Annotated in this window: 19 protein-coding genes; 17 read left to right on the top strand and 2 right to left on the bottom strand. The window is 40.9% G+C overall.

Translation table 11 applies throughout. The features are described from left to right. The first annotated feature begins 176 nt into the window (after nt 1-176). The 9 genes from P4S60_RS18705 (at nt 177) to P4S60_RS18665 (ending at nt 15,440) form a co-directional block, all read left to right on the top strand. Nucleotides 177-4,277 carry a hypothetical protein gene (locus P4S60_RS18705; RefSeq protein WP_337117044.1) on the top strand — a complete coding sequence of 1,367 codons (4,101 nt, stop codon included), beginning with the start codon at nt 177-179 and terminating at the stop codon, nt 4,275-4,277. Nucleotides 4,278-4,290: 13 nt separating this feature from the next. Beyond that, nucleotides 4,291-7,032, top strand: a complete 2,742-nt coding sequence (locus tag P4S60_RS18700) for a TonB-dependent receptor domain-containing protein (protein ID WP_337117043.1) — start codon at nt 4,291-4,293, stop codon at nt 7,030-7,032. A 402-nt stretch (nt 7,033-7,434) separates the two neighbouring features. Further along, nucleotides 7,435-8,331 carry a lipid kinase YegS gene (gene yegS, locus P4S60_RS18695; protein WP_337117042.1) on the top strand — a complete coding sequence of 299 codons (897 nt, stop codon included), beginning with the start codon at nt 7,435-7,437 and terminating at the stop codon, nt 8,329-8,331. Nucleotides 8,332-8,460: 129 nt separating this feature from the next. Beyond that, the gene (gene asd / locus P4S60_RS18690) at nt 8,461-9,603 is read left to right on the top strand and encodes an aspartate-semialdehyde dehydrogenase (protein WP_337117041.1); all 1,143 of its coding nucleotides are present in this window, start codon (nt 8,461-8,463) and stop codon (nt 9,601-9,603) included. A 61-nt stretch (nt 9,604-9,664) separates the two neighbouring features. Beyond that, nucleotides 9,665-10,276: an FMN-binding negative transcriptional regulator gene (locus P4S60_RS18685; RefSeq protein WP_337117040.1), complete on the top strand. Its 612-nt coding sequence runs from the start codon at nt 9,665-9,667 to the stop codon at nt 10,274-10,276. Nucleotides 10,277-10,561: 285 nt separating this feature from the next. After that, complete coding sequence (locus P4S60_RS18680) at nt 10,562-12,520, top strand: methyl-accepting chemotaxis protein (RefSeq protein ID WP_337117039.1); 1,959 nt, start codon at nt 10,562-10,564, stop codon at nt 12,518-12,520. Between the two features lie 157 nt (nt 12,521-12,677). Next, on the top strand, nt 12,678-14,216 hold the full coding sequence (locus P4S60_RS18675; RefSeq protein WP_337117038.1) for an EAL domain-containing protein: 1,539 nt from the start codon (nt 12,678-12,680) through the stop codon (nt 14,214-14,216). Nucleotides 14,217-14,279: 63 nt separating this feature from the next. Next, entirely contained in the window at nt 14,280-14,714 is a 435-nt protein-coding gene (locus P4S60_RS18670; RefSeq protein WP_337117037.1) for a GNAT family N-acetyltransferase, read from the top strand. Nucleotides 14,715-15,059: 345 nt separating this feature from the next. After that, a complete protein-coding gene (locus P4S60_RS18665) occupies nt 15,060-15,440 on the top strand; it encodes a VOC family protein (RefSeq protein ID WP_337117035.1) in 381 nt (126 codons plus the stop codon). A 41-nt stretch (nt 15,441-15,481) separates the two neighbouring features. On the opposite strand, the gene P4S60_RS18660 is transcribed toward P4S60_RS18665, so the two are convergent. Further along, nucleotides 15,482-16,288, bottom strand: coding sequence for an ion transporter (locus tag P4S60_RS18660; RefSeq protein WP_171038308.1), 807 nt, complete (start codon nt 16,286-16,288; stop codon nt 15,482-15,484). A gap of 88 nt (nt 16,289-16,376) precedes the next feature. Here P4S60_RS18660 and P4S60_RS18655 point away from each other — a divergent pair, with 88 nt between their 5' ends. The 7 genes from P4S60_RS18655 (at nt 16,377) to P4S60_RS18625 (ending at nt 19,138) form a co-directional block, all read left to right on the top strand. Then, entirely contained in the window at nt 16,377-16,583 is a 207-nt protein-coding gene (locus P4S60_RS18655) for a hypothetical protein (protein WP_063707355.1), read from the top strand. Beyond that, complete coding sequence (locus tag P4S60_RS18650; RefSeq protein WP_337117034.1) at nt 16,576-16,848, top strand: hypothetical protein; 273 nt, start codon at nt 16,576-16,578, stop codon at nt 16,846-16,848. Before P4S60_RS18655 ends, P4S60_RS18650 begins: the two co-directional genes overlap by 8 nt. A gap of 2 nt (nt 16,849-16,850) precedes the next feature. Next, the gene (locus tag P4S60_RS18645) at nt 16,851-17,297 is read left to right on the top strand and encodes a hypothetical protein (protein ID WP_337117033.1); all 447 of its coding nucleotides are present in this window, start codon (nt 16,851-16,853) and stop codon (nt 17,295-17,297) included. 59 nt (nt 17,298-17,356) lie between these two features. Then, nucleotides 17,357-17,551, top strand: coding sequence for a YwbE family protein (locus tag P4S60_RS18640; RefSeq protein WP_337117032.1), 195 nt, complete (start codon nt 17,357-17,359; stop codon nt 17,549-17,551). After that, the gene (locus P4S60_RS18635; protein WP_062565591.1) at nt 17,548-18,075 is read left to right on the top strand and encodes a DUF4240 domain-containing protein; all 528 of its coding nucleotides are present in this window, start codon (nt 17,548-17,550) and stop codon (nt 18,073-18,075) included. Before P4S60_RS18640 ends, P4S60_RS18635 begins: the two co-directional genes overlap by 4 nt. A 189-nt stretch (nt 18,076-18,264) precedes the next feature. Further along, entirely contained in the window at nt 18,265-18,681 is a 417-nt protein-coding gene (locus tag P4S60_RS18630) for a DUF805 domain-containing protein (protein WP_337117031.1), read from the top strand. A 49-nt stretch (nt 18,682-18,730) separates the two neighbouring features. Further along, a complete protein-coding gene (locus tag P4S60_RS18625; RefSeq protein ID WP_337117030.1) occupies nt 18,731-19,138 on the top strand; it encodes a DoxX-like family protein in 408 nt (135 codons plus the stop codon). Here P4S60_RS18625 and P4S60_RS18620 read toward each other — a convergent pair. Next, on the bottom strand, nt 19,116-20,012 hold the full coding sequence (locus P4S60_RS18620; RefSeq protein WP_337117029.1) for a LysR family transcriptional regulator: 897 nt from the start codon (nt 20,010-20,012) through the stop codon (nt 19,116-19,118). The two genes, P4S60_RS18625 and P4S60_RS18620, sit on opposite strands and share 23 nt — an antisense overlap. Nucleotides 20,013-20,132: 120 nt before the next feature. Between P4S60_RS18620 and hutH the strand changes: the two genes are divergently transcribed. Next, nucleotides 20,133-21,626 carry a histidine ammonia-lyase gene (hutH, locus tag P4S60_RS18615; RefSeq protein WP_337117028.1) on the top strand — a complete coding sequence of 498 codons (1,494 nt, stop codon included), beginning with the start codon at nt 20,133-20,135 and terminating at the stop codon, nt 21,624-21,626. Nucleotides 21,627-21,636 lie beyond the last annotated feature (10 nt).

The raw sequence follows: 21,636 nt of genomic DNA, 5'->3' as shown, positions 1-21,636 counted from the left end.
ATTAATATTGTCATTTTATGTTTATTAAAGTGTAACTAGTTTGTCATACAGCTCCCGTAAGGTAGTCGCAGTTTAAAACTCAAGTGACCCAAAAGCATTATTTTGCAGTGCTTTTTCGGTGACTTGAGTTTATGCGCTAACACAATAATTAAATATCTATCTTAACGGAGTGAACAATGAAATTATCTGACTTATTCAAAGTTAGTTTGGTAGCTGCAGCAGTTTCTTTAGCTGGTTGTGGTGGTGATTTAGTCGTTAAAGAAGGCGACACCACTGTCAACGAAGGTGATAACATCACTAACATCATCGATAATGGTGGTGACAATGGTGATAACGGCGGCGACCAATCAGGTCGTGATGATTCTCAAAACGCAACAACTGGTTTCCCAACTGACATCGAAAATGCCTTAACACAAGGCTTAGCAACAGATGTTTCTTCACAATTCCCTACGATTACAGATAAGCCAGTTTACCGCTTATCAGCAGACACTACATTCACAGCTGATGTAACACTAACTAACGATGCTCACTGGATTTTAAATGGTCGTACAGCTGTAGGTAATGACCGTGCTGATAACGCTGTTCTTTATATCCAACAAGGTACTACATTAATTGGTGAATCGGGTGACGACTTCTTAGTTGTACGCCGTGGTTCACAAATCGAATCAGTAGGTACTGTAAGCCAGCCAATCACAATGACTTCGATTCAAGATGTAACTAATGTTGAAACGTCAATCGGTCAGTGGGGTGGTTTAGTTCTTCTTGGTAATGCACCAGCAAACTCATGTGGTGACCAACAAGGTGAAGCAACTTCAGACGAACTTGCAAACTGCGGTGTTGCAGCTGAAGGTGATGCAGGTCAATTCGGTGGTAACGTTGCAGATGATAACTCAGGTACATTGAAATATTTAGTTGTTAAACATGCAGGTAAAACACTGGGTAATGGTGATGAATTAAACGGTATCTCATTTGCCGGTGTTGGTTCAGCAACGACAGTTGATTACATTCAAGTACACGAAAACTTAGATGATGGTATCGAGTTCTTTGGTGGTACAGTAAACGTAAGTAACGTGGTACTTACAAGCATTGGTGATGACTCACTAGATTGGTCATTTGGCTGGACTGGTACAGCGAAAAACGTATACATTCAACAAGCTGCGAACTTAGGTGACAATGCGATTGAAGCGGATAACTCTGAGTTTGATTCAAACGCTACACCACTGACTAACCCTACCATTGAAAACGTAACAATCGTGGGCGCTGAAGGTAACAATGGTATTCGTTTACGTGCAGGTACTGCAGGTATGCTGAAAAACGTTTTCGTTACAGGCCCTGCAACCTATGAAAACTGTTTACGTGTTGGTTCTGACTCAGTGCCTCGTGCAGAAGACGGTTCACTGACTATCACAAACTCTATTGTTGCATGTCAAACACCTGCTAATAACTTCGGTAGCGAAACAATTAATGGTGGTACTGTACAAGCATGGTTTGAAGGTCAAGACGGTAACCAAACTCTTACACCAGCAGATTTAATGCTAGATGATAATGGTTATATGCCTTTAGCTGGTTCACCATTATTAGCGAATGGTCAAATCGGTGCATTTAGCGCAACAAATAACTGGATGGAAGGTTGGACTGTTGCTATCAATGGCGGTTTCCCAACTGATATTGAAAATGCAATGGCGCAAGGTCTTGCGACAGACGTTTCATCTGAATTCCCGCAAATCACTGATAAACCTGTATATCGTTTAGCTGAAGATACAACCTTCACTGCAGATGTAACATTAACAAATGACGCACACTGGATCTTAAATGGTCGTACAGCAGTGGGTGGTGACCGTACTGATAGCGCAACATTATATGTTCAAGCAGGTACTACATTAATCGGTGAAACAGGCGATGACTTCTTAGTTGTTCGTCGTGGCTCGCAAATTAACGCAAATGGTAATGCTACAGCACCAATCACCATGACATCTATCCAAGATATGACAGGTGCAGAAACAGGCATCGGTCAATGGGGTGGTTTAGTATTACTTGGTAATGCACCTGCTAACTCATGTGGTGACCAGCAAGGCGAAACAACACCTGAAGAGCTAGCAAACTGTGGTGTTGCAGCTGAAGGTGATGCAGGTCAATTCGGTGGTGATGATGCAGAAGACAACTCAGGTGTTATCCGTTATGTTGTTGTTAAACACGCAGGTAAAACACTGGGTAATGGCGATGAGCTAAATGGTATTTCATTCGCAGGTGTTGGTTCTAAAACAAAAGTTGAATACATCCAAGTTCACCAAAACCTTGACGATGGTATCGAGTTCTTTGGTGGTACTGTCAACGTTCGTAACGTTGTACTAACTGATATTGGTGATGACGCGTTTGACTGGTCATTTGGTTGGACTGGTCGTGCACAAAACGTATATATCCAACAATCATCTGTTGAAGGTGACAATGCAATCGAAGCTGATAACTCAGAATTCGATTCAAACGCTACACCATTAACTAAGCCACTACTTTCAAACGTAACGATTGTTGGTGCTGACGGTAAAAACGGTGTTCGTCTTCGTGCAGGTACAGCGGGTGTTATCCGTAACATGGTTGTGACAGGCCCAGAAGGTTACAAAAACTGTTTACGTGTAGGTTCTGACTCTGTAGCAAATGCTGAATCTGGTGAGCTTTCTATCGAGAACTCAGTGGTAGCATGTAGTGCAGACAATAACTTCGGTTCTGAAGCAATCGGTTCTGGTAATGTTCAATCTTGGTTCGAAGGTCAAACTGGTAACCAAACACTTACTGCAGCGACATTAAACCTTGCTACAGATGGTTTCACACCTAAATCAAGCTCGCCGCTATTAGGTGCAGGTGTTGATGCGTCAGACCTTGACCCATTCTTCACTAAAACAAGCTATATTGGTGCATTTGACGGTGACAATAACTGGATGGAAGGTTGGACAGTTGCTGTTAACCCTAGCTTCCCTACAGATATCGGTAACGCAATGGAACAAGGTCTAGCGACTGATGTTTCTGCAAGCTTCCCACAAATTACCGATAAGCCAGTGTATCAACTAGCGCAAGATGTTGTTTTCACATCTGACGTGACATTAACTAACGATGCTCACTGGATCCTGAAAGGCCGCACGGCAGTAGGTGGTGACCGTACTGATAGTGCAACGCTTTATGTTCAATTTGGTACAACATTAATCGGTGAAAGTGGTGATGACTTCTTAGTTGTTCGTCGTGACTCTAAGATTGAAGCGGTAGGTACTGCAACTCAACCAATCGTTATGACATCAATTCAAGATATGACAGGTGCTGAAACAGGCATTGGTCAATGGGGTGGTGTAGTGCTTCTTGGTAACGCACCAGCTAACTCTTGTGGTGACCAAGTGGGTGAAACAACGGCTGATGAACTAGCAAACTGTGGTGTTGCTGCAGAAGGTGATGCTGGTCAATTCGGTGGTAACCAACCAGAAGATAACTCAGGTACACTTAAGTATGTTGTTGTAAAACAAGCAGGTAAAACACTAGGTAACGGTGATGAACTTAACGGCATTTCACTTGCAGGTGTTGGTAGCCAAACTGAACTTGATTATATCCACGTTCACGAAAACCTTGATGACGGTGTTGAGTTCTTCGGTGGTACTGCAAGCATCAGCCACTTAGTACTAACAAACATTGGTGATGACTCGCTAGATTGGTCATTCGGTTGGACTGGTAATGCACAATACGTATTAATCAAGCAGTCTTCATCTGAAGGTGACAATGCAATTGAAGCTGATAACTCAGAGTTTGATTCAAATGCTTCACCTTTAACTACACCTACTATCTCTAACGTAACTATCATCGGTGCAGATGGTGTAAACGGTATCCGTTTACGTGCAGGTACTGCGGGTATGCTGAAAAACGTAGTAGTAACAGGTGGTGAAGGTTATAAAAACTGCTTACGAGTTGGCGCAGATTCAGCACCTCGCGCTGAAGATGGTTCACTTACTATCAGCCACTCAGTAGTTGTATGTGCAACAGATAACAACTTCTCAAGCCAAGCAATTGGTACGGGTAATGTTCAATCTTGGTTCGAAGGCCAAGAAGGTAACTCTATCATGGACGCAGCAATGTTAGGCCTAAGCTCTAACGGTTATCAACCAAGTGCTGAATCAGCACTACTTGGTAGCGGTTTCGATGCTTCAAGCCTAAATAGCTTCTTCGACCAAGTAGATTACATCGGTGCAATGGATGCGCAAACAGACTGGACAGCAGGTTGGGTAAAAGTAGGTCTTAACTAAGCCCTTTTAATCCATGGTCGGGGGCAACCCCGGCCAGCTTCTAGTTTTGTTTTCGGAGTATAATAATGAAATCTTTTACCCCTCTAAACTTGTGCGTTCAAAGATAAACCACGCAGTGCTTGCAGCATTAGTTGGCTTATCAGTGAATACTGCCTATGCAGCGGATGAAGCACAAGAAATTGAAGAAGTGGTTGCTGTAGGACAGCGTTTAAAAGGGAGTGCTGGCGCGGTTCTTCAAGAGCGTCAAAATCAAGCTTTCGTTGCCGATATCATGGGTGCAGAGCAAATCTCTCGTACTGGTGATGGCGATGCTGCATCAGCACTTCGTCGTGTAACAGGTTTGACACTTGTTGATGGCAAGTTCATTTATGTTCGTGGTTTAGGTGAGCGATATTCGAGTACTCAGCTTAACAGCATGTATGTACCAAGTCCTGATCCAACTCGCTCAGTTGTACCGCTTGACTTATTTCCATCAGATATAATTGAAAGTTTAAGTGTTCAAAAATCGTTTTCACCTGATATGCCAGCGCATTTTGGTGGTGGTAACGTAAATATTAGAACCAAATCAATTCCGACTGATTTTTTATTTAAAGTTGATATTGGTACTTCTTATAACACCAATAACAGTGATACAGGCTACTTCTATGAAGGTGGTGATGATGACTGGATGGGGCGTGATGATGGTACTCGTGCGTTACCAAGTGAATTCATCGATGCCTTTTATGGTGCGGGCCTTGAAGGTGATATCAATACAACATTGGCTGAGCGCCAAGCATTGATGTCGGCTCTTGATTGGAACATTTCAGCAACTGAAAAAGACGTTGATCCTGAAATGAGCTTTTCAGTTTCACTAGGCGATCGCTTTGAAAGTGAAATGGGTACATTTGGTGTGCTAGCTGCGGTTTCTTACGAAAATGAGTGGGAAGTAGCACAAGAGAAAAGTGGTACAAACCTCGGTAGCTTAGGGTGTGAAGACAAGTGTTTTGCTCAGTATTACGATGGTACATCGACTGAACAAAATGTGCGTTGGAGTGGTACCTTCAATATTGGTTATGAGTTTAACTCAAACCATAAAATTGAACTGACTAATATTGCCCTGCATGACATGCGTGACCGTGTTCGTAATCGTAATTTCTATGATGCCAACGAAACGGAAGAAGGTGTACGTGATCTTCGCCGTGTTGATGTTGTGTATGAAGAACGTGAAATGTTCTCTAGCCAGTTAAAAGGCACACACAACTTTACCGACTTTAACAATTTGTTTGTTGATTGGTACGCAGGTACAAGCCGTGCAAACCGTGATGCACCAGGTGGTGTAGACGCTGTTTTCCAACGTAACTACGACGATGGTGTGTTTGTTTCTGAGCAATTACAAGACGTTTCAGCAACTAACGTAACACGTGAATTCCAAGTTCTTCATGATGAAGTTGATACCTGGGGTTGGAACATGGGCATGCCATTTTATGGTGAAGGCTATGAGCTTGAGCTAAAAGTCGGTGGCGACTTCTCAGAGAAAACCCGTACAGCAAACAACACCACATTCGGTATTACACACCGCGGTATTTCAGATGATTATTCATTTGGTTCTCGTTTAGATGAGATTTTTGCTTACGATAACATCAATAATGATGCTTTCTATGCAAGCTCAACGGGTTCTGGCATTTTTGATGACAGAACAACAGACGGTGATAAATACAGTGCGGCACATAAGTTAGATGCTTATTACTTTATGGCTGATTACTTCCTAGACAACACGTGGCGTATTACCGGTGGTGTACGTTGGGAAGATTTTGCTCAAGTATCAGTACCATTTAAAGCGCATAGTAACTTATTTGATGCCACAACGGATGAACTCGCTGAAGTAGCAATTAAAGAAGATGATTTTTATCCGTCTTTAGCTGTGACTTATATCATGGATGAAGAAATGCAATTTCGTTTAAATTTAAGCGAAACAACGATTCGTCCAGATATGCGTGATGTAAGTTCTACGTTCTTCGTTGACCCATTAACAGAGTTCTTAGTTCGTGGTTCACCGACACTACAAAGTTCAAAACTGAAAAATGCTGACTTCCGTTTTGAATGGTATATGGCATCGGGTAATAACCTATCAGTTGCATTGTTCTACAAAGACATTACAAACCCTATTGAAATGGTAGAGCTTGCAGGTGTAGGTGGTGCTGCGCCACAGTTATTAACTGCAAACGCTGAATCTGGTGAGTTAACGGGTATTGAAGTTGATTTCTTGACTGACTTTAGCTTTATCAGTGCAGATTGGTCGAGTGTCTTCTTGTCGGGTAACGTTACGCTATCTGATTCAAGTGTAAAACTAGGTATCAATGATTCTGACGGCGTTGATTCGTTGTTTGAGCAGCAGTTAAAAGATGCACTTGATGCAGATACAGTGTCTAACATTGTTACTAATGATGAGCGCCGTTTAGTGGGTCACTCTGAGTGGGTAGCAAATTTACAGATGGGTTATGACTCCGCTGATGGTTTCCATTCGACATCACTTGTCTATAACGTGTTTGGTCCACGTATTATTGTACCAGGTACTCGCGGTAATGAAGATGCTGAAGAGAAGCCATTCCATTCGCTTGATTTAGTTTACTCTTACTTCCCGAACTTCAACACAAAAGTTAAGTTCAAAATTGAAAACATCCTTGGTCAAGATAAAGAAATTGAACAAGAAGGTTTATCGCTTTGGAAGAAAGAAGAAGGCACTAAGTTTAGCTTAGGCTTCAGCTACGAGTTTTAATTAAACTCCCCAAGGAAGGATACAATAATAAATCCTAACGTTGATTTAGCCCTGCAATAGCAGGGCTTTTTTGTTTCTGTATTGTCTATACCCAAACCACCTCAAGATGCAGAATTCAGCGTTTCACAGGTGCTTAATATCAAGGCGTTACTTTGCAAGAATGGCAGTCCCTTTTAAGAAGTAACAACGATGAGAGTAAGTGCCTGTGAAGCGCCCAAAGGGTTGGTTTAAAAGCGATTTATACTGCGTTATTGATTTTAACAATAGAATCACTATTACTTGCAATCAATGCCTTGCCTAAATCGCTTTTAATTCCAACTGAAACTCGCATCTTGAGGTAGTTTGGGTATATTAAACCATTGCGTGTTATGGTAGTTCTAAGTGTTAAAACAGGGATTAAAAATGGACTTACGGTTAATTGTAAATGGTAAAAAAGCGGCTGATGAGCAGCTTCGTGACGCCATCGGTAAATTTCGAACTAGTCAGCCACTTGCAGTGCGTGTTACCTATGAAGGCGGTGACATTGAGCGCTTTATTAATGAAGCCGTCGCAGAAAGTGTAAAACGTATTGTCGTAGCTGGTGGTGATGGCACCGTTAATGAAGCCGTTAATGCATTAATGAAACTGGAAAAGTCACAACGTTTAGAGCTTGCTATTTTACCTATGGGCACAGCGAATGATTTTGCCACAGCCGCTAATATTCCTCATGGGTATTTGCCAGCGCTGAAACTTGCCGCACAGGGTCAGCCGTATGAAATTGATACGGTAGAGGTTGATAAGCGTTATTTTGTGAATGTAGCCAGTGCTGGCTTTGGGGCAAAAATTACCGCAACCACACCGCCTGCATTGAAAAACTTACTCGGTGGTGGCGCATATACCTTGGCTGGGCTTGTACAAGCGCTAAGTTTTGTGCCTTACAGTGGCGAGTTAACATTGCCTGATGGTGAACGAACTTCGGGCGATATTATTGCCGCTGCCGTGTGTAATGGCCGCCAAGCGGGCGGTGGTCAGCCCCTTTCGCCCCATGCGTACATAAATGATGGCTTGGTTGATTTAGTGGCGTTTACATCATTTGCAATTTCAGATGTACCAGCGGTTATCGAAGAGCTCAGCAATTACCCTAACTCATCACAACAGTGGGTAAAACGCTTTCAAGTGCCTTGGCTTGAATGGCAAACACAAACTGAAATGCCAATAAATTTAGATGGCGAGCCAATCACCTCAAAGCAACAACGTTTTGAAGTGCACGCTGGTGCGCTAAATATGGTGCTACCAGACGCTTGTCCATTACTTAAATAAACGATGATGAAAAATTTTGATGTTACTCGGTTAGCGCTGGTTTTGCTAAGGCCGCAATGCTAGATTACTCCTGTAAAAATTAAATTCTCACGCAATGGACTTTAATTTTTAACAGTTTAGGTAATTGGAATGAATCAAACAGTGGAACAAACAATGAAAAAAGTAGGATTAGTCGGTTGGCGGGGCATGGTTGGCTCTGTGTTATTAGAACGTATGCAGCAAGAAAATGATTTTTCTAATATCGACACGACTTTTTTCACCACCTCACAAACCGGTCAATTAGGTCCTGATCTTGCGGGTCCTGCTAAACCGCTTTTAGATGCTAATGATATCGCTGAACTTGCGAAGATGGATATTATTGTTACTTGCCAAGGCGGTGACTATACCAAAGCCGTTTACCCGCAATTACGCGAATCTGGTTGGCAAGGTTACTGGATTGATGCGGCATCGGCACTGCGTATGAGTGACGACAGTATTATTGTGCTAGATCCAGTAAACAAAGACGTTATCAGTGCAGGCTTAGAGCAAGGTGTTAAAACCTATGTGGGCGGTAACTGTACTGTATCACTAATGCTATTAGCCCTAGGCGGTTTATTTGAACAAGACTTGATTGAATGGGTAAGCCCAATGACATATCAAGCGGCTTCTGGTGCAGGCGCACGCAACATGAAAGAGTTAATTGCGCAAATGGGTGCAATTCACGAAACAGTGGCAGACAAGCTCGCAGATCCAAATGCTGCGATTCTTGAGATTGATAAGTTAGTCACCGAAAAAATTGCCTCAAGCGATTTACCACAAGACCAGTTTGGTGTGCCTTTAGCTGGTAGCCTTATCCCTTGGATTGATGTACCAATGCCAAGCGGTCAAAGTAAAGAAGAGTGGAAAGCGCAAGTTGAAGCAAACAAAATTTTAGGTAGCAGCGAACAACAAGTACCCGTTGATGGCTTATGTGTTCGCATTGGCGCAATGCGTTGTCACTCACAAGCAATGACAATTAAGCTGCGCAAAGACATTAGCGTTGAGCAAATTGAAGAAATTCTTGCTTCTCACAATGAGTGGGTCAAAGTGATCCCGAATGATCGTGGCATTACATCAACTGATTTAACGCCTGTAAAAGTAACCGGCACACTGTCTATTCCGGTAGGTCGTATTCGCAAATTAGCAATGGGCCCAGAGTACATCAGTGCGTTTACAGTGGGTGACCAACTGCTATGGGGGGCTGCTGAGCCACTTCGTCGTATGTTACGCATCATTGTTGATGGTCAACATTAATCACACAACTCAATATTAAGGCTAGCAGTTTGCTGGCCTTTTTTAGCACTAAAGGAAAGTAATGCACACCCCTAATAAATGGAAAATGACACCAGAGCGAGTATCGCAGTTCATCAAAACCTACAGCTTTGGATTGATGGTTGATAGTGAGTTTGAGGCAACCCATCTACCATTAGTGTATAAACCCGATGAGGGCGAGTTTGGTACCTTATATGGTCATGTGTCACGGGCAAATCGTCATGGCAAAAGCTTGCAAGATACCCGTGTATTGGTGGTTTTTAATGGCCCACATAGTTATATTTCACCGACTTGGTATAGTGAGAAGCCAGCTGTATCGACTTGGAACTACGTCGCGGTGCATGCCAAGGGCAAAGTAGAATACCTCGATGATGACCACACCTTAGCCTGCCTAGATGAGCTAATTAGCCAATACGAGCCAAGTATTTTAAACGACACCAGTTTGTTGCCAGCTGATTATCAAGCCAAGTTACTCCGTGGCATAGTGGGTATTAAAATCGAACTTGATTCAATTCAGGCAAAAGAGAAGTTAGGCCAGCATAAATCGGCAGCGGATCAACAAGGTGTTGTAACAGGGTTAAAATCAGATAAACACCCAGATGCCCAAGCCTTACTTAGCTATATGCTTAAACATGAAGTAGGAATAGGCAGCTAATTTGCATCCCGCAAATGCTGCCAATTGGTTGGAAAGTATCTAGCACTACTTTGTTAAAAGCATGTTAATTACTAAAACTAAAGTTAGTACATTCCATGCCCCTGTCAACTAAATGTCATATTTAGAAAAGGTAAGTTTAGAGTTAAGGCAATCGAAGTCGGTACGTTAAACACTTTGATTTTATCTAGTCTAAGCTTCTTTGTTCCATATAAATAAGCACTTAATTATTTGCTGAACTTCCAAGGTCTCACTATATTTTCCTAAGTGCTTAGTTGGAAGTTGGCTATGAACATTTCAAAAAAATTAAAACTCGCCTTTGCGTCAGCCATTGCTCTGCCGCTCATCATCATTGCTGTGCTTGTGATTACACAAACAAGACAGCAAGCCCTCGATAATTTTGCCGAACTTAGTAAAAGAGAAGCGAGACAAGTTGATAACGGTATCAGTATGTTTTTTGCTGAAATCGAAAAAAACGTCGATTATCTTGCTTCTCATGCCGCTATCTTAGATGCCAAGCAAGGCGTTCAAACCCATATGCAGTCACCTAATGCAGAGATGCTTGATCATTTAAGTGGTAGTAACACCGAACAAAACGCCTTTAGTTTGTTTGATCACTTTGGCGCCACCCACCCGGGACTTGCTTATATTTATATGGGTAATGAGCAAGGCGGTTATATTCAATGGCCAGAGGGGGAAGTAACAGCGAATTATGACCCAAGAGTGAGGCCTTGGTACGAAACTGGCAAAGCAGCAGATGGTAAAACGGTAAGAACCAATGCCTACTATTGGGCAGCCGATGACATGGTAATTGTTTCTACTGTTAAAGCGATTAAACAAGCGGGGGAGTTTATAGGTGTGCAGGGCATGGATGTATCCTTGCAAGGCCTTACCGATATTATTGCGAACATTAAACTTGGTGAAACTGGCTATTTAATGTTGATTGAAGACAGTGGCAATGTACTCGTTGACGTTAAAAATGCTGATTACAGGTTTAAGCAGCTAGCACAAGTCAATAACGGAAAATACAAGCAGCTCGCTGATAATAATCAGGGGCAATTTGAAATCGACATTAATGACAAAGATTACTTAGCGAATATTTATACCTCACAAAAATTAGGCTGGAAATTTATAGGTTTAGTTGAAAAATCTGAAGTGATGAGTGCTGCAAACGCAATGACGATTACCATTCTAGTCATCAGTGCAATCTTGATTGCTGTGTTCATTTTAGTAGCTAGTTATATTTCTAAATTAATTTCTGCACCTATTGTTGAAGTAAGTGATGGTCTTACCGAGATATCGCAAGGTGGTGGTGATTTAACTAAACGTTTAGTGATTAAAACACGCGATGAAACGGCCAAACTGGCTAACAGCTTTAACTTATTTTTGAATCTAATATCGGATTTAGTCACGCAAATTAATGATTGTGCGCAAAATGTTAGTGATACCTCAGCGCAAACATCATCACAGGCGGCGCAGTTATCTGGCTCAACATCACAGCAACAACAAGCCCTTGAAATGGCGGCCACTGCGATTAATGAAATGGCAGCGACTGCTAATGAAGTCTCTGCTAGTTGTGCCAATGCAGCCGAACTTGCATCGCAAACACAACAGGCCTCTGAGCTTGGGCAAAGTGTTATATCTGAAACGGTTGATAGCGTTGTATCTTTGTCTGAGGTGATCACCAAGGCAACCCAAGATATAAACCAACTCGACGCTGAAAGTGAAAATATCATGTCGATTTTAAGTGTCATAAGAGGCATTGCAGAGCAAACCAATTTGCTAGCCTTAAATGCAGCTATTGAAGCTGCGAGGGCCGGCGACCATGGTCGAGGTTTTGCGGTTGTTGCAGATGAGGTGCGTGCGTTATCACAAAGAACCTCAGAATCAACAGAAGAAATAGCAAGTCAGTTAGATACGTTACGCAAGATGTCTGATCAAGTGTCAAAAGAGATGACAACCAGCTTAAACCGTACAAATAAAACGGTTGATTTAGCCCATTCAGCACAGCAACAATTTAGCGAAATAACCGCGTCTATCGTTAATATTAGCGATTTAAATACACAAATAGCCACTGCAGCCGAAGAGCAACAGCATGTAGCCGAAGACATTAACCGCAATGTTGTTGAAATAAAAAATGCGGCTGATGATGTAAGCGAAATTGCTGATAATGCAAGAGGTAATGGAGAAAAACTAAATCTGTTATCGAATACACTGACTGATTTAGTAGGTAAATTTAAAGTGTAAGTGAGGCATTATTGAAACTTTGTTGTTATTTTTTTAAGTAGACTTACGAGCTGGATCAATTTATCAAAAAATAATTACCCGTTTTAGGTTCTAGGACTTGATTTGATAATACAATATGATTAAGTTTTAACGGCAACCAACAACACCGTAATGAGCTATGCAGGGAAGAACATTCAACTTTAACAAATTGCCACTTATTGTTTGTTTACTTATGTTCTTTCTAACCTGCGTTTTTCATGTGTCTGTAAGTTATTTTCAGGTAAGACACCAAAAGCAATTTTCGAACGTTTTATTAAATAAGGCTGAGCATATCTCTGCAGATATCTCATCAGCAATAAATGCCGCTTCACAGATATCATCTCGTCAATGTAACACTCAAACCATTAATAAATTACGGGTGATCTTGGCCAATTATGAATACGTCCATGATCTAGGTTTAATTAGACAAGGTAAGGTTAAGTGCTCTGCAAATTGGGGTAAGCTAGACAAAACAACTTTACTTACTCAGCAATTATATAATTCATCTTCAGGGTATGATTTTGCGGCAGAGGTTGCAGGCGTTTTTCCGGTAGAAACAAAGTATGACGTCACTAAACGTGACGATATCATCGCATTCACTGTAAACAAGGCTTTCAAACATATTGATGAATTAAACAAGCAATTTGAATTTAAAATTATTTCTAAAAATAAAGAGTATGTTTTTCATCACTATGAAACCCAATATCAATTTAACAGCAAAACATTATTGCCAACTCAACAGGTAGAAACGTGTAGTACACAATTTTCTTATTGTGTTGTCACTGAGAATAATCGCCCAGGTATTTTGTATTTCCCGCTGTACATATCTGTATTGATCATATGTATGCTTGGTTTAATTAGCTTTTTAATAGCGTATTCTTTGAGCTCATATTTTGATATGCAAAACTCCATGGAATTCAGACTTCGAAGTGCAATCAAAAATGCACAGTTGTATCTTGAGTATCAACCAATCATAGATGTTAAAACTAACAAAATAATTGGTGTTGAGAGTTTAGTCCGCTGGAAAGACGAAATACATGGCCAGGTTTCACCGGAACTATTTTTAGGTGTTGCTGAGCAGTTATCTTTGTATCCTATGTTGGCCTATGAATGCGCGACGAAGGCCCTTCAAGAATTAGCACCAATTATGAAAACCGATCATGGTTTTTCTGTCGCAATTAATGTTAATGCATATGAAATTGAAAACCCCGAGTTTTTAGATTACTTATATCAGCTTTGTAGTGAGTATGAGCTAAGGAATGAGCAAGTAAAGATAGAGATCACAGAGCGCATTGGCCTGCCTTTAACTTTATTAGCTTGCTTCGCTTTAAAGGCTAAAAAATATGGCTTTAAAATAGCGCTCGATGATTTTGGAACCGGGGTATCTAACCTTGTGTGGCTTACAGAAATCAACTTTGATGTAATCAAGATAGATAAGGTATTTACCCAATCAATTACAGATGGTGTTAAGCAAAAAATGATTTTGGCGATAATGTCATTAGTCTCAGAGCTCAACCGAACTGTTATCTTTGAAGGGGTTGAAACTGAGGACGAGTACAATTTTATCGAGAGTCATAACGAGGATTACCAAATACAAGGTTGGTATTTTTATAAATCATTGTCTTTGCAAGAGTTACAAAATGCTTTGGTTGGTAATGACAATGCTCAAACGCTCTAGACTTATTTTGCTGTTACACATTAGTATGTAACCGGCAATCGCTGTAGAACAAAATGGAAAACAATGAAAGTAGACAATGTGAACGCTGAAGATTACCCAGAGCTACTTGCTGTATGGGAAAACTCAGTACGAGCAACCCATGATTTTATAACAGAAGACGACATCGCTTTTTTTAAGCCAATCATTATTGAGCAGGCGTTTCCTAATGTTATTTTAAAGTGCATTAAGGATGAGCATCAGGCAATTTTAGGCTTTATTGGAGTACATGAGTGCAAAATAGAAATGTTGTTCATTTTAGATGCCGCAAGAGGTAAGGGGATAGGTAAAGCACTCTTGAACTATGCGGTTGAGCAATTAGCTGCCAACAAAGTGGATGTTAATGAGCAAAACCCACTTGCAGTGGGGTTTTATCAGCATATGGGTTTTATAGTGGCCTCACGCTCGCCCTTAGATGATATGGGTAAACCTTTTCCAATATTGCATATGGAACTCGCGTAGGAACGGCTTCAGCCGTGAATTTAGATGTTTGGCGTTGAAACGCGCCTCCTGCAAACTTTAGTCTCGTAACTCGCTAACTTTCCCCTCAATCGCGCTAAAGCACGACCTACAACGCGCGAAACAAGTTTCACGCGTAAGGTAGAAAATATTAGGCGCTAGGATTTAGGCGTCTGGGACGCGATATAAAATCGCAGCTACTTGTTCGGCGTTAAAACGCCTCCTAGAAACTTTACTCTCGTAACTTGTAACTCGCTAACTCAATAATTTGTTACAGCTTATCTTTTGCTTAATTTAATGAACGCGATATGCTGAAGCAACGAATAAAGCATTACATGGGAGTAGCAAATGAATCTCAATCAGGTGACGTTACCTGTAAAGGATATGAATGAAGCGGTGGCTTTTTACTTAACACTGGGAATGATTCAGATTGTGGATACCCCACATTACGCACGCTTTCAATGCCCTGATGGTGATACTACATTTTCGTTGTTATTAGAAACTGAAGAGTTTAGTAATAGTGCGGTCATTTATTTTGAACATGAGCAGCTCGATGAGCTCTATGCAAGCCTTGTTGAAAAAGGTATTAGCTTTGAACAGCCACCTACCGCCCAGCGTTATTTATGGACGGAAGCAATTCTAAAAGACCCATCAGGGAATAAAATTAAATTATATTGGGCCGGAGAAAACCGCTTAAACCCACCATGGAAGGTAGAAAAAAGAGGGTAAAAAAAGGCGCTAGGTTCTAGCGCCTAATATCAAAAAAAGCCTTACTGCTTTTCTTTCAATAGTTGTTTGAGTTCGGCCATTTCAGCTTGTAGCTGAGCAATTTGCCCTTTGGTTGCAGGCATGTCGGCATCAGATGTTTGTTCTTCACGGGCGTTACGATGCTCTTCAGACATAACTTCTAAAATCGCACCAACCATCATGTTTAAAAATACAAAGGCCGTTAAGAAGATGAACGTTAGATAGAAAATCCAGCTGAGTTCATACACAGCCATCGTTTCATACATAACATCGGTCCAATCCTCAAACGTTGCAATCCTAAATAGGGTTAGCATAGAAATTGATACATCGCCCCACAATACTGGGTTAATGTCAGCAAACAGCATGCTACCCATGGCGGCATAAATGTAGAAGATCACGAACATAAGCAGGGCGATATAGCCCATTTGCGGAATAGCTTTTAGAAGCGAGTTAACCAGCAATCTAAGTTCTGGGATCATCGATACTAGTCGCAATACGCGGAAAATACGCAATAATCGGGCGATGAAAAGGGTTGAGCCAGCAGCAGGGTAAAGGCTACCAACCACGATAATAAAATCGAAAATATTCCAGCCTTTGCTGAAGAAATCTTTAAAGCCACGACTGGCAATAAAACGGATCACTAGTTCAACTAAAAAGAATACTGTAATCCCTAAGTCCATCCAGTGTAAGGCAAGCTCGGCAGTTGGATGTAATGAATAGGTGTGTGCCCCTACTGTTAGCGCTGAAATAACAATGACAGCAATAACAAATGATTGAAAAATTTTACTTTTATCGATACGCTGAAACAGCTCTTGTAACTGCGACAACATCATATAGAACCCTTTGGTTATAATATTTAAACCCCCGCAATATACAGGAAAACGCAGCACCAATGTATAACTACATAAAGGAAATTTAATGTTTTTTAATGCTTTAAAATTGGCCGTGATCGCAACGCTTGCTGTGGTTTTATCTGCGTGTAGCTCAGATGCCCGTTATCATGAAATTCAATCAGCGCGCTTAAGTGAATGCAATCATATGGCAGATAAAGAGTACCATGAGTGTGTAAAGCGCCAGCAAGATAGCTACGAAGAATTTAAAAAACAACAAGCAGAACATGACTAAAACTGAAAAGCGCATAGATAAGGCTATTCGAGAGGCTTTAACGCAAGCCTGCGAACAAGCAAAAGAGCACGTACACGAATTTTCATGGTTAACGCATACTGCTGACCTAAAAAAGCTACCGCAATCACTAAAAGTAAGTTGTTATTGTAAAGAGCTGCCGATAAACACTGAGCAAACCCAGTTAATTAGCAGTCTAATTATCAAAGAATTGAGTGCAATAGATTTAGCTATCAATGCAAAAGCAATTGCGTTTTTAAAGGAATAATAATGTACTTAAATTTAACCCCTAAACAGATGGTTAGGTTAAATCTAGCGCTTGCTATGTTATTTATTGGTGTAGGTTTATACAGCTTGCAATCAGACTCATTACCTATTTCAAGTTTTACCGGTTTTATATTTGCAATAGGTTTTATGGTGCAAGCATATCGTTCAACAGAAAAATTTGCAGCCAAAACAGCGCTTAGTAAAACACTCACTGCAACAGACACAAGCCTTACGGTTATGCAGGTGTATTATGGCGAGCAAGAAAAGACTCTTGAATTAAGCCGTATTACGCAATTGAAAGTTGCTGATAACTATTTAGCCGTCATATTAGATGGCAACGGCCAAGGCTATGACTTTCAAATAAAAGGTAAAGCTGAAGCCATCATCGAACGTTTAAATGAGGTATTGCCAAAGGCGCTGCTTAAAAACAGCCCAATCAAACAGGTTTAATTTGGTAAGCCAGCGGCAAATGGCTATAATCGGCAAAAATTATTGAAAGAGATATAGCAATGGCAGTGCCTACGCGTTCACAAATTTCAATTGGCTGCGAAGTCAACATTGTATTAAAACAAAATCAACGAACAGGTCAGTTAACTCAAGGTGTGGTGTCACGTATTTTAACTAAATCCCCAAACCACCCGCATGGTATTAAAGTTCAGCTTGATGATGGTCAAGTAGGGCGCGTGAAAGAGATTTTATCATGAGTGTTTTAAGCGAAAGTGAATTTTGGCAACTCGTAACCGCCGAAGATAAAACTGCCGAGCCTGAGTCTGTTTGTAACGCATTAAAAGCAAAGCTGACTGATTTATCTGACCAGCAGCTTATGGAATTTGATAAGCAGTTTAACCTACGTATGCGTAAAGCCTATACCTGGGACTTATTTGGTGCCGCTTATGTAATGGCTGGTTGTAACGACGATTATGGCTTTTCTGAGTTTTTATGTTGGCTTATTTCACGTGGTGAACAGGCTTTTTTAAAGGCACTTGAAAACCCAGACTCAATTGCGGAGTGTACGCCAGTTTATCATTTAAACGAACAGCCTTACCCGTATTTAGATGAATACGATTTAATTGCCGGTATGCTTTACGAAGAACGCAACGATGACGAATTACCCTTTGTGCCATCAGGCCTAGAGCAACCAAAAGGTAAACGCTTTAAAGATAAAGCCAAGTTTTTAAAACAAACTTACCCAAATTTATACGCCAAATATTGGCAACAACCGAGTTAATTAAAAGCACCTAAGGGTGCTTTTTTATGGCCTATTACATACCTGTCTAAAGCTTATCAACAATTTCTTAGTACCCAAATCCAATCATTTTGTGTTATATTATTCATACTTAATTCAGCACTATTAACAACATAAATCAGCAGACTAGATTAATTCGGTTTGCTACAACACATATCAAAGGAAATGACAGTGTCAGAAAACGTATATCAAGCCCCAGAAGCAAACCTCGCTTCGGCATCAACAGAAACTACCACTTTAACGATGAAAGAAATTTTATTTTCTTTTAATGGTCGTATACCTAGAAAAACCTATTGGTATTCTTTCTTAGGTATTATCGTAGCTTCATTTGTTTTTATGTTCTTAGTCGCATTATTAACAGCGGGTAATGAAACAGCAATTTCTGTGATCACACTCATCTTTTATATCCCACTTATGTGGGTTTCGCTAGCGGTTCAAGTAAAGCGCTGGCATGACCGTAATAAATCAGGTTGGTGGGTACTGATTGGCTTAGTTCCCGTTATTGGTGGTATCTGGGCGTTAATTGAAAATGGTTTTTTAGCGGGTGATGAAGCTGAGAATCGTTTCGGTCAACCTACTAGCTTATAAGCTATACTGTGTGCTCTGAATATCAGAGCACACAAAGTAAACTTACACAGTGAAGCATTTAACTACGATTCAAATAGCTCGATTTATTATCAGCTTTAGTTGGCTTTATCATGGGCTGATGCCAAAACTTATTCACATTGCCCCCCTTGAACTAAAAATGACAGCTAGTTTTGGTTTTAATGCTGAAATTTCAACACTTATTACCCGAGCTGCTGGTATAGGTGAAATTATATTTGCCGTGCTGTTTTTTATTTTCTATCGCTCAATGTTAATCAATATCCTTAATATAGCCGCCCTCGTAGGGTTAATGCTATTTGTTGCTGTTTTACAACCTGCACTTTTAATCGAAGCGTTTAATCCTGTAACTACAAACCTTGCAGTTATCGCGTTTAGTCTAGTGCTTATAAATGAGCAAAAAGCTTTAAACAATAAAACTAAACCGCGTAACAACGCTTAATTTCGTCAATCATGGCGTTTGCTAGAGGCGAGCTGGCATTTGTTTTTGAGGTGATCAATACTACAGGAATATCGTAGTGATATTTACTCGGTTGAATAGCTTTGAAAATACCTTTATCAACCCAGAACTGTGCGTAGTGGTCGGGTAAATAACCAATAAACTCACCCGATAAAATTAAATGTGCAATACCTTCATCGTGATAAGCAACAGCACTATTTTGATAGTTTAAACCGTCGTTTCGGCTTTCTTTATCGCGCATGTAGTTACTGGTGATGACTTCGGCTTCTTTTATGAGCTCATTTATTTGTTTGTCTTCACACTTAAATAATGGGTGACCGACTGCGCAATACAAAAAGTTAGTTTCGTTGTGTAGGGCGGTGTAATCTAACCCGCGAATATGATGGCGGCTAACACCAATTCCCACTAATGAACGGCCATTGGCTACTGCGGTTTCTACCTCTCGTGCCTCGCACACATTAATATCGAACTGAATGTTTTTACCTTTGCCTTTTAACTTTGCGATTACGCGGGGAATGGCACAACGTGGGTCGCTGACCATGGTATCTATCATGGCAATACTTAAACGCCCCGATAACTCGTTTTTAGAGCTGGCTACGGTATTAGCAAAGGCTTCGCATTGCTGAAGCAGTTCAATCGATGCCTGATAAGTGATGGCACCAGCGTCTGTAATTTCAAAACCACTGCGGCCACGTTTACATAATTTAATGCCAAGCCTTACTTCTAAATCAGATAAATGCGCACTGATGGTTGAACGGCCAATATTCAAACGTGACTCTGCGGCTGAAAGCCCGCCACACTCAACAATTGCTACAAAAACGCGCAATAAGCGCAGGTCTACGTCATGAACTTGCATAGCTCTTCTTTTAGTTCGATAAATTTGGAATGAATAACGATAATTATGCATTTGTAAAACAACTAGAGCAAGCTAGACTCCATCTAAATAAAACTTAATCCTGTTCTTTAGGAGTTATAAATGACATTTAAGTATGGTGTTGACCAATTAACGTTAGACAGCGTTAATGCTATTGCAGCCGGTACGTTACAGGCAGAGCTTTGCCAAGAAGCAATTGATAAAATTAATAAAAGCCGCCAAAACGTAGACAAAATGGCTGCCTCAGATAAAGCCATTTATGGTATCAATACGGGCTTTGGGCCATTATGTGATACACAAATTTCTCCAGAAGAAACCAACCTATTACAAAAAAACTTATTGATCACACACGCTGTTGGTGTGGGTGAGCCAATCGCTAAACCGATTTCAAAGCTAATGCTTATTACCAAAGTACATGCATTAAGCCAAGGTTTTTCAGGTATTCGTTTAACTGTTGTTGAGCGTATGCTTAAGTTTATTGAACTTGATATTATCCCTGTTGTACCAGAGCAAGGCTCAGTAGGCGCGTCGGGCGACTTAGCACCGTTATCACACTTATTCTTACCTCTTTTAGGTGAAGGTGAGTTTTGGGTAAACGACACAATCAAACCAGCAGCAGAGGTATTAAAAGAGCACGGTTTAGCGCCTTTAGATTTACATGCTAAAGAAGGCCTAGCATTAATTAACGGTACTCAGTTTATTTTATCGCATGCCATTACAGCTCTTACTAAAATGCGTTATTTATTAGACCTTGCAGATATCGCAGGTGCTATGAGTATTGAAGGTATGCAAGGTAGCGAATCGCCGTTCCGTGAAGAGTTACACGCAATTCGTGCTTTTAAAGGTAACGTTGAAGTTGCAGCGCGCATGCGTAGTTTTTTTGCAGGCTCTGAAAACATGGCTTCACACACTGATTGTGACCGTGTACAAGACCCTTATTCACTACGTTGTATTCCACAAGTTCATGGTGCATCACGTAACGCCTACTACCATTTAAAAGAGCTTGCTGAAACAGAAATGAATTCTGTAACAGATAACCCAATTGTGATCAGCGAAGAAGAAGCAATTTCGGGTGGTGGTTTCCACGGTCAACCACTTGCTATGGTTTTAGATTACGCATCAATCGCGGCGGCAGAGCTTGGTAACATTGCTGATCGTCGTTGTTACTTATTGCTTGAGGGCTTACACGGCTTACCACGCTTGTTAACGACATCGGGTGGCTTAAACTCTGGCATGATGATCCCGCAATATGTAACTGCGGCATTGGTAACAGAAAATAAATCATTGTGTTTCCCGCCATCAGCAGACAGCGTACCAACATCAATGGGCCAAGAAGATCACGTATCTATGGGTAGTATTTCTGGTCGTAAGTTAAATCAGATTTTAGGTAACCTTGATAAAATCTTTGCTATTGAGTTGATGTATGCAGCGCAAGCAATCGAATTTAGACGTCCTAACAAGTGTTCAGACATCATTGAAGAAAACTTTGCGCTCATTCGCAGCAAAGTTGCCAAACTAGAAGAAGACCGCTTACTTAAGCCAGACATTGATGCAATGGTTGCACTTGTTAAATCGCAAGCGTTTAAAGTTAACTAAGGGAGCAAAT

Source organism: Pseudoalteromonas sp. Hal040, assembly GCF_037162425.1.
GTDB classification, from domain to species: Bacteria; Pseudomonadota; Gammaproteobacteria; order Enterobacterales; family Alteromonadaceae; genus Pseudoalteromonas; species Pseudoalteromonas gelatinilytica.
The sequence above is the reverse complement of the archived record's forward strand: the minus strand, read 5'-3'. Positions and strand labels throughout refer to the sequence as shown.

Coding starts and splice junctions, on each gene's coding strand:
- P4S60_RS18670 (WP_337117037.1), top strand. CDS start 14,280: ATGAAAGTAGACAATGTGAACGCTGAAGATTACCCAGAGCTACTTGCT.
- P4S60_RS18700 (WP_337117043.1), top strand. CDS start 4,291: ATGGTCGGGGGCAACCCCGGCCAGCTTCTAGTTTTGTTTTCGGAGTAT.
- P4S60_RS18675 (WP_337117038.1), top strand. CDS start 12,678: ATGCAGGGAAGAACATTCAACTTTAACAAATTGCCACTTATTGTTTGT.
- P4S60_RS18665 (WP_337117035.1), top strand. CDS start 15,060: ATGAATCTCAATCAGGTGACGTTACCTGTAAAGGATATGAATGAAGCG.
- P4S60_RS18635 (WP_062565591.1), top strand. CDS start 17,548: ATGAGTGTTTTAAGCGAAAGTGAATTTTGGCAACTCGTAACCGCCGAA.
- yegS (WP_337117042.1), top strand. CDS start 7,435: ATGGACTTACGGTTAATTGTAAATGGTAAAAAAGCGGCTGATGAGCAG.
- P4S60_RS18685 (WP_337117040.1), top strand. CDS start 9,665: ATGCACACCCCTAATAAATGGAAAATGACACCAGAGCGAGTATCGCAG.
- P4S60_RS18655 (WP_063707355.1), top strand. CDS start 16,377: ATGTTTTTTAATGCTTTAAAATTGGCCGTGATCGCAACGCTTGCTGTG.
- asd (WP_337117041.1), top strand. CDS start 8,461: ATGAATCAAACAGTGGAACAAACAATGAAAAAAGTAGGATTAGTCGGT.
- P4S60_RS18645 (WP_337117033.1), top strand. CDS start 16,851: ATGTACTTAAATTTAACCCCTAAACAGATGGTTAGGTTAAATCTAGCG.
- P4S60_RS18660 (WP_171038308.1), bottom strand. CDS start 16,288: ATGTTGTCGCAGTTACAAGAGCTGTTTCAGCGTATCGATAAAAGTAAA.
- P4S60_RS18650 (WP_337117034.1), top strand. CDS start 16,576: ATGACTAAAACTGAAAAGCGCATAGATAAGGCTATTCGAGAGGCTTTA.
- P4S60_RS18705 (WP_337117044.1), top strand. CDS start 177: ATGAAATTATCTGACTTATTCAAAGTTAGTTTGGTAGCTGCAGCAGTT.
- P4S60_RS18680 (WP_337117039.1), top strand. CDS start 10,562: ATGAACATTTCAAAAAAATTAAAACTCGCCTTTGCGTCAGCCATTGCT.
- hutH (WP_337117028.1), top strand. CDS start 20,133: ATGACATTTAAGTATGGTGTTGACCAATTAACGTTAGACAGCGTTAAT.
- P4S60_RS18640 (WP_337117032.1), top strand. CDS start 17,357: ATGGCAGTGCCTACGCGTTCACAAATTTCAATTGGCTGCGAAGTCAAC.
- P4S60_RS18620 (WP_337117029.1), bottom strand. CDS start 20,012: ATGCAAGTTCATGACGTAGACCTGCGCTTATTGCGCGTTTTTGTAGCA.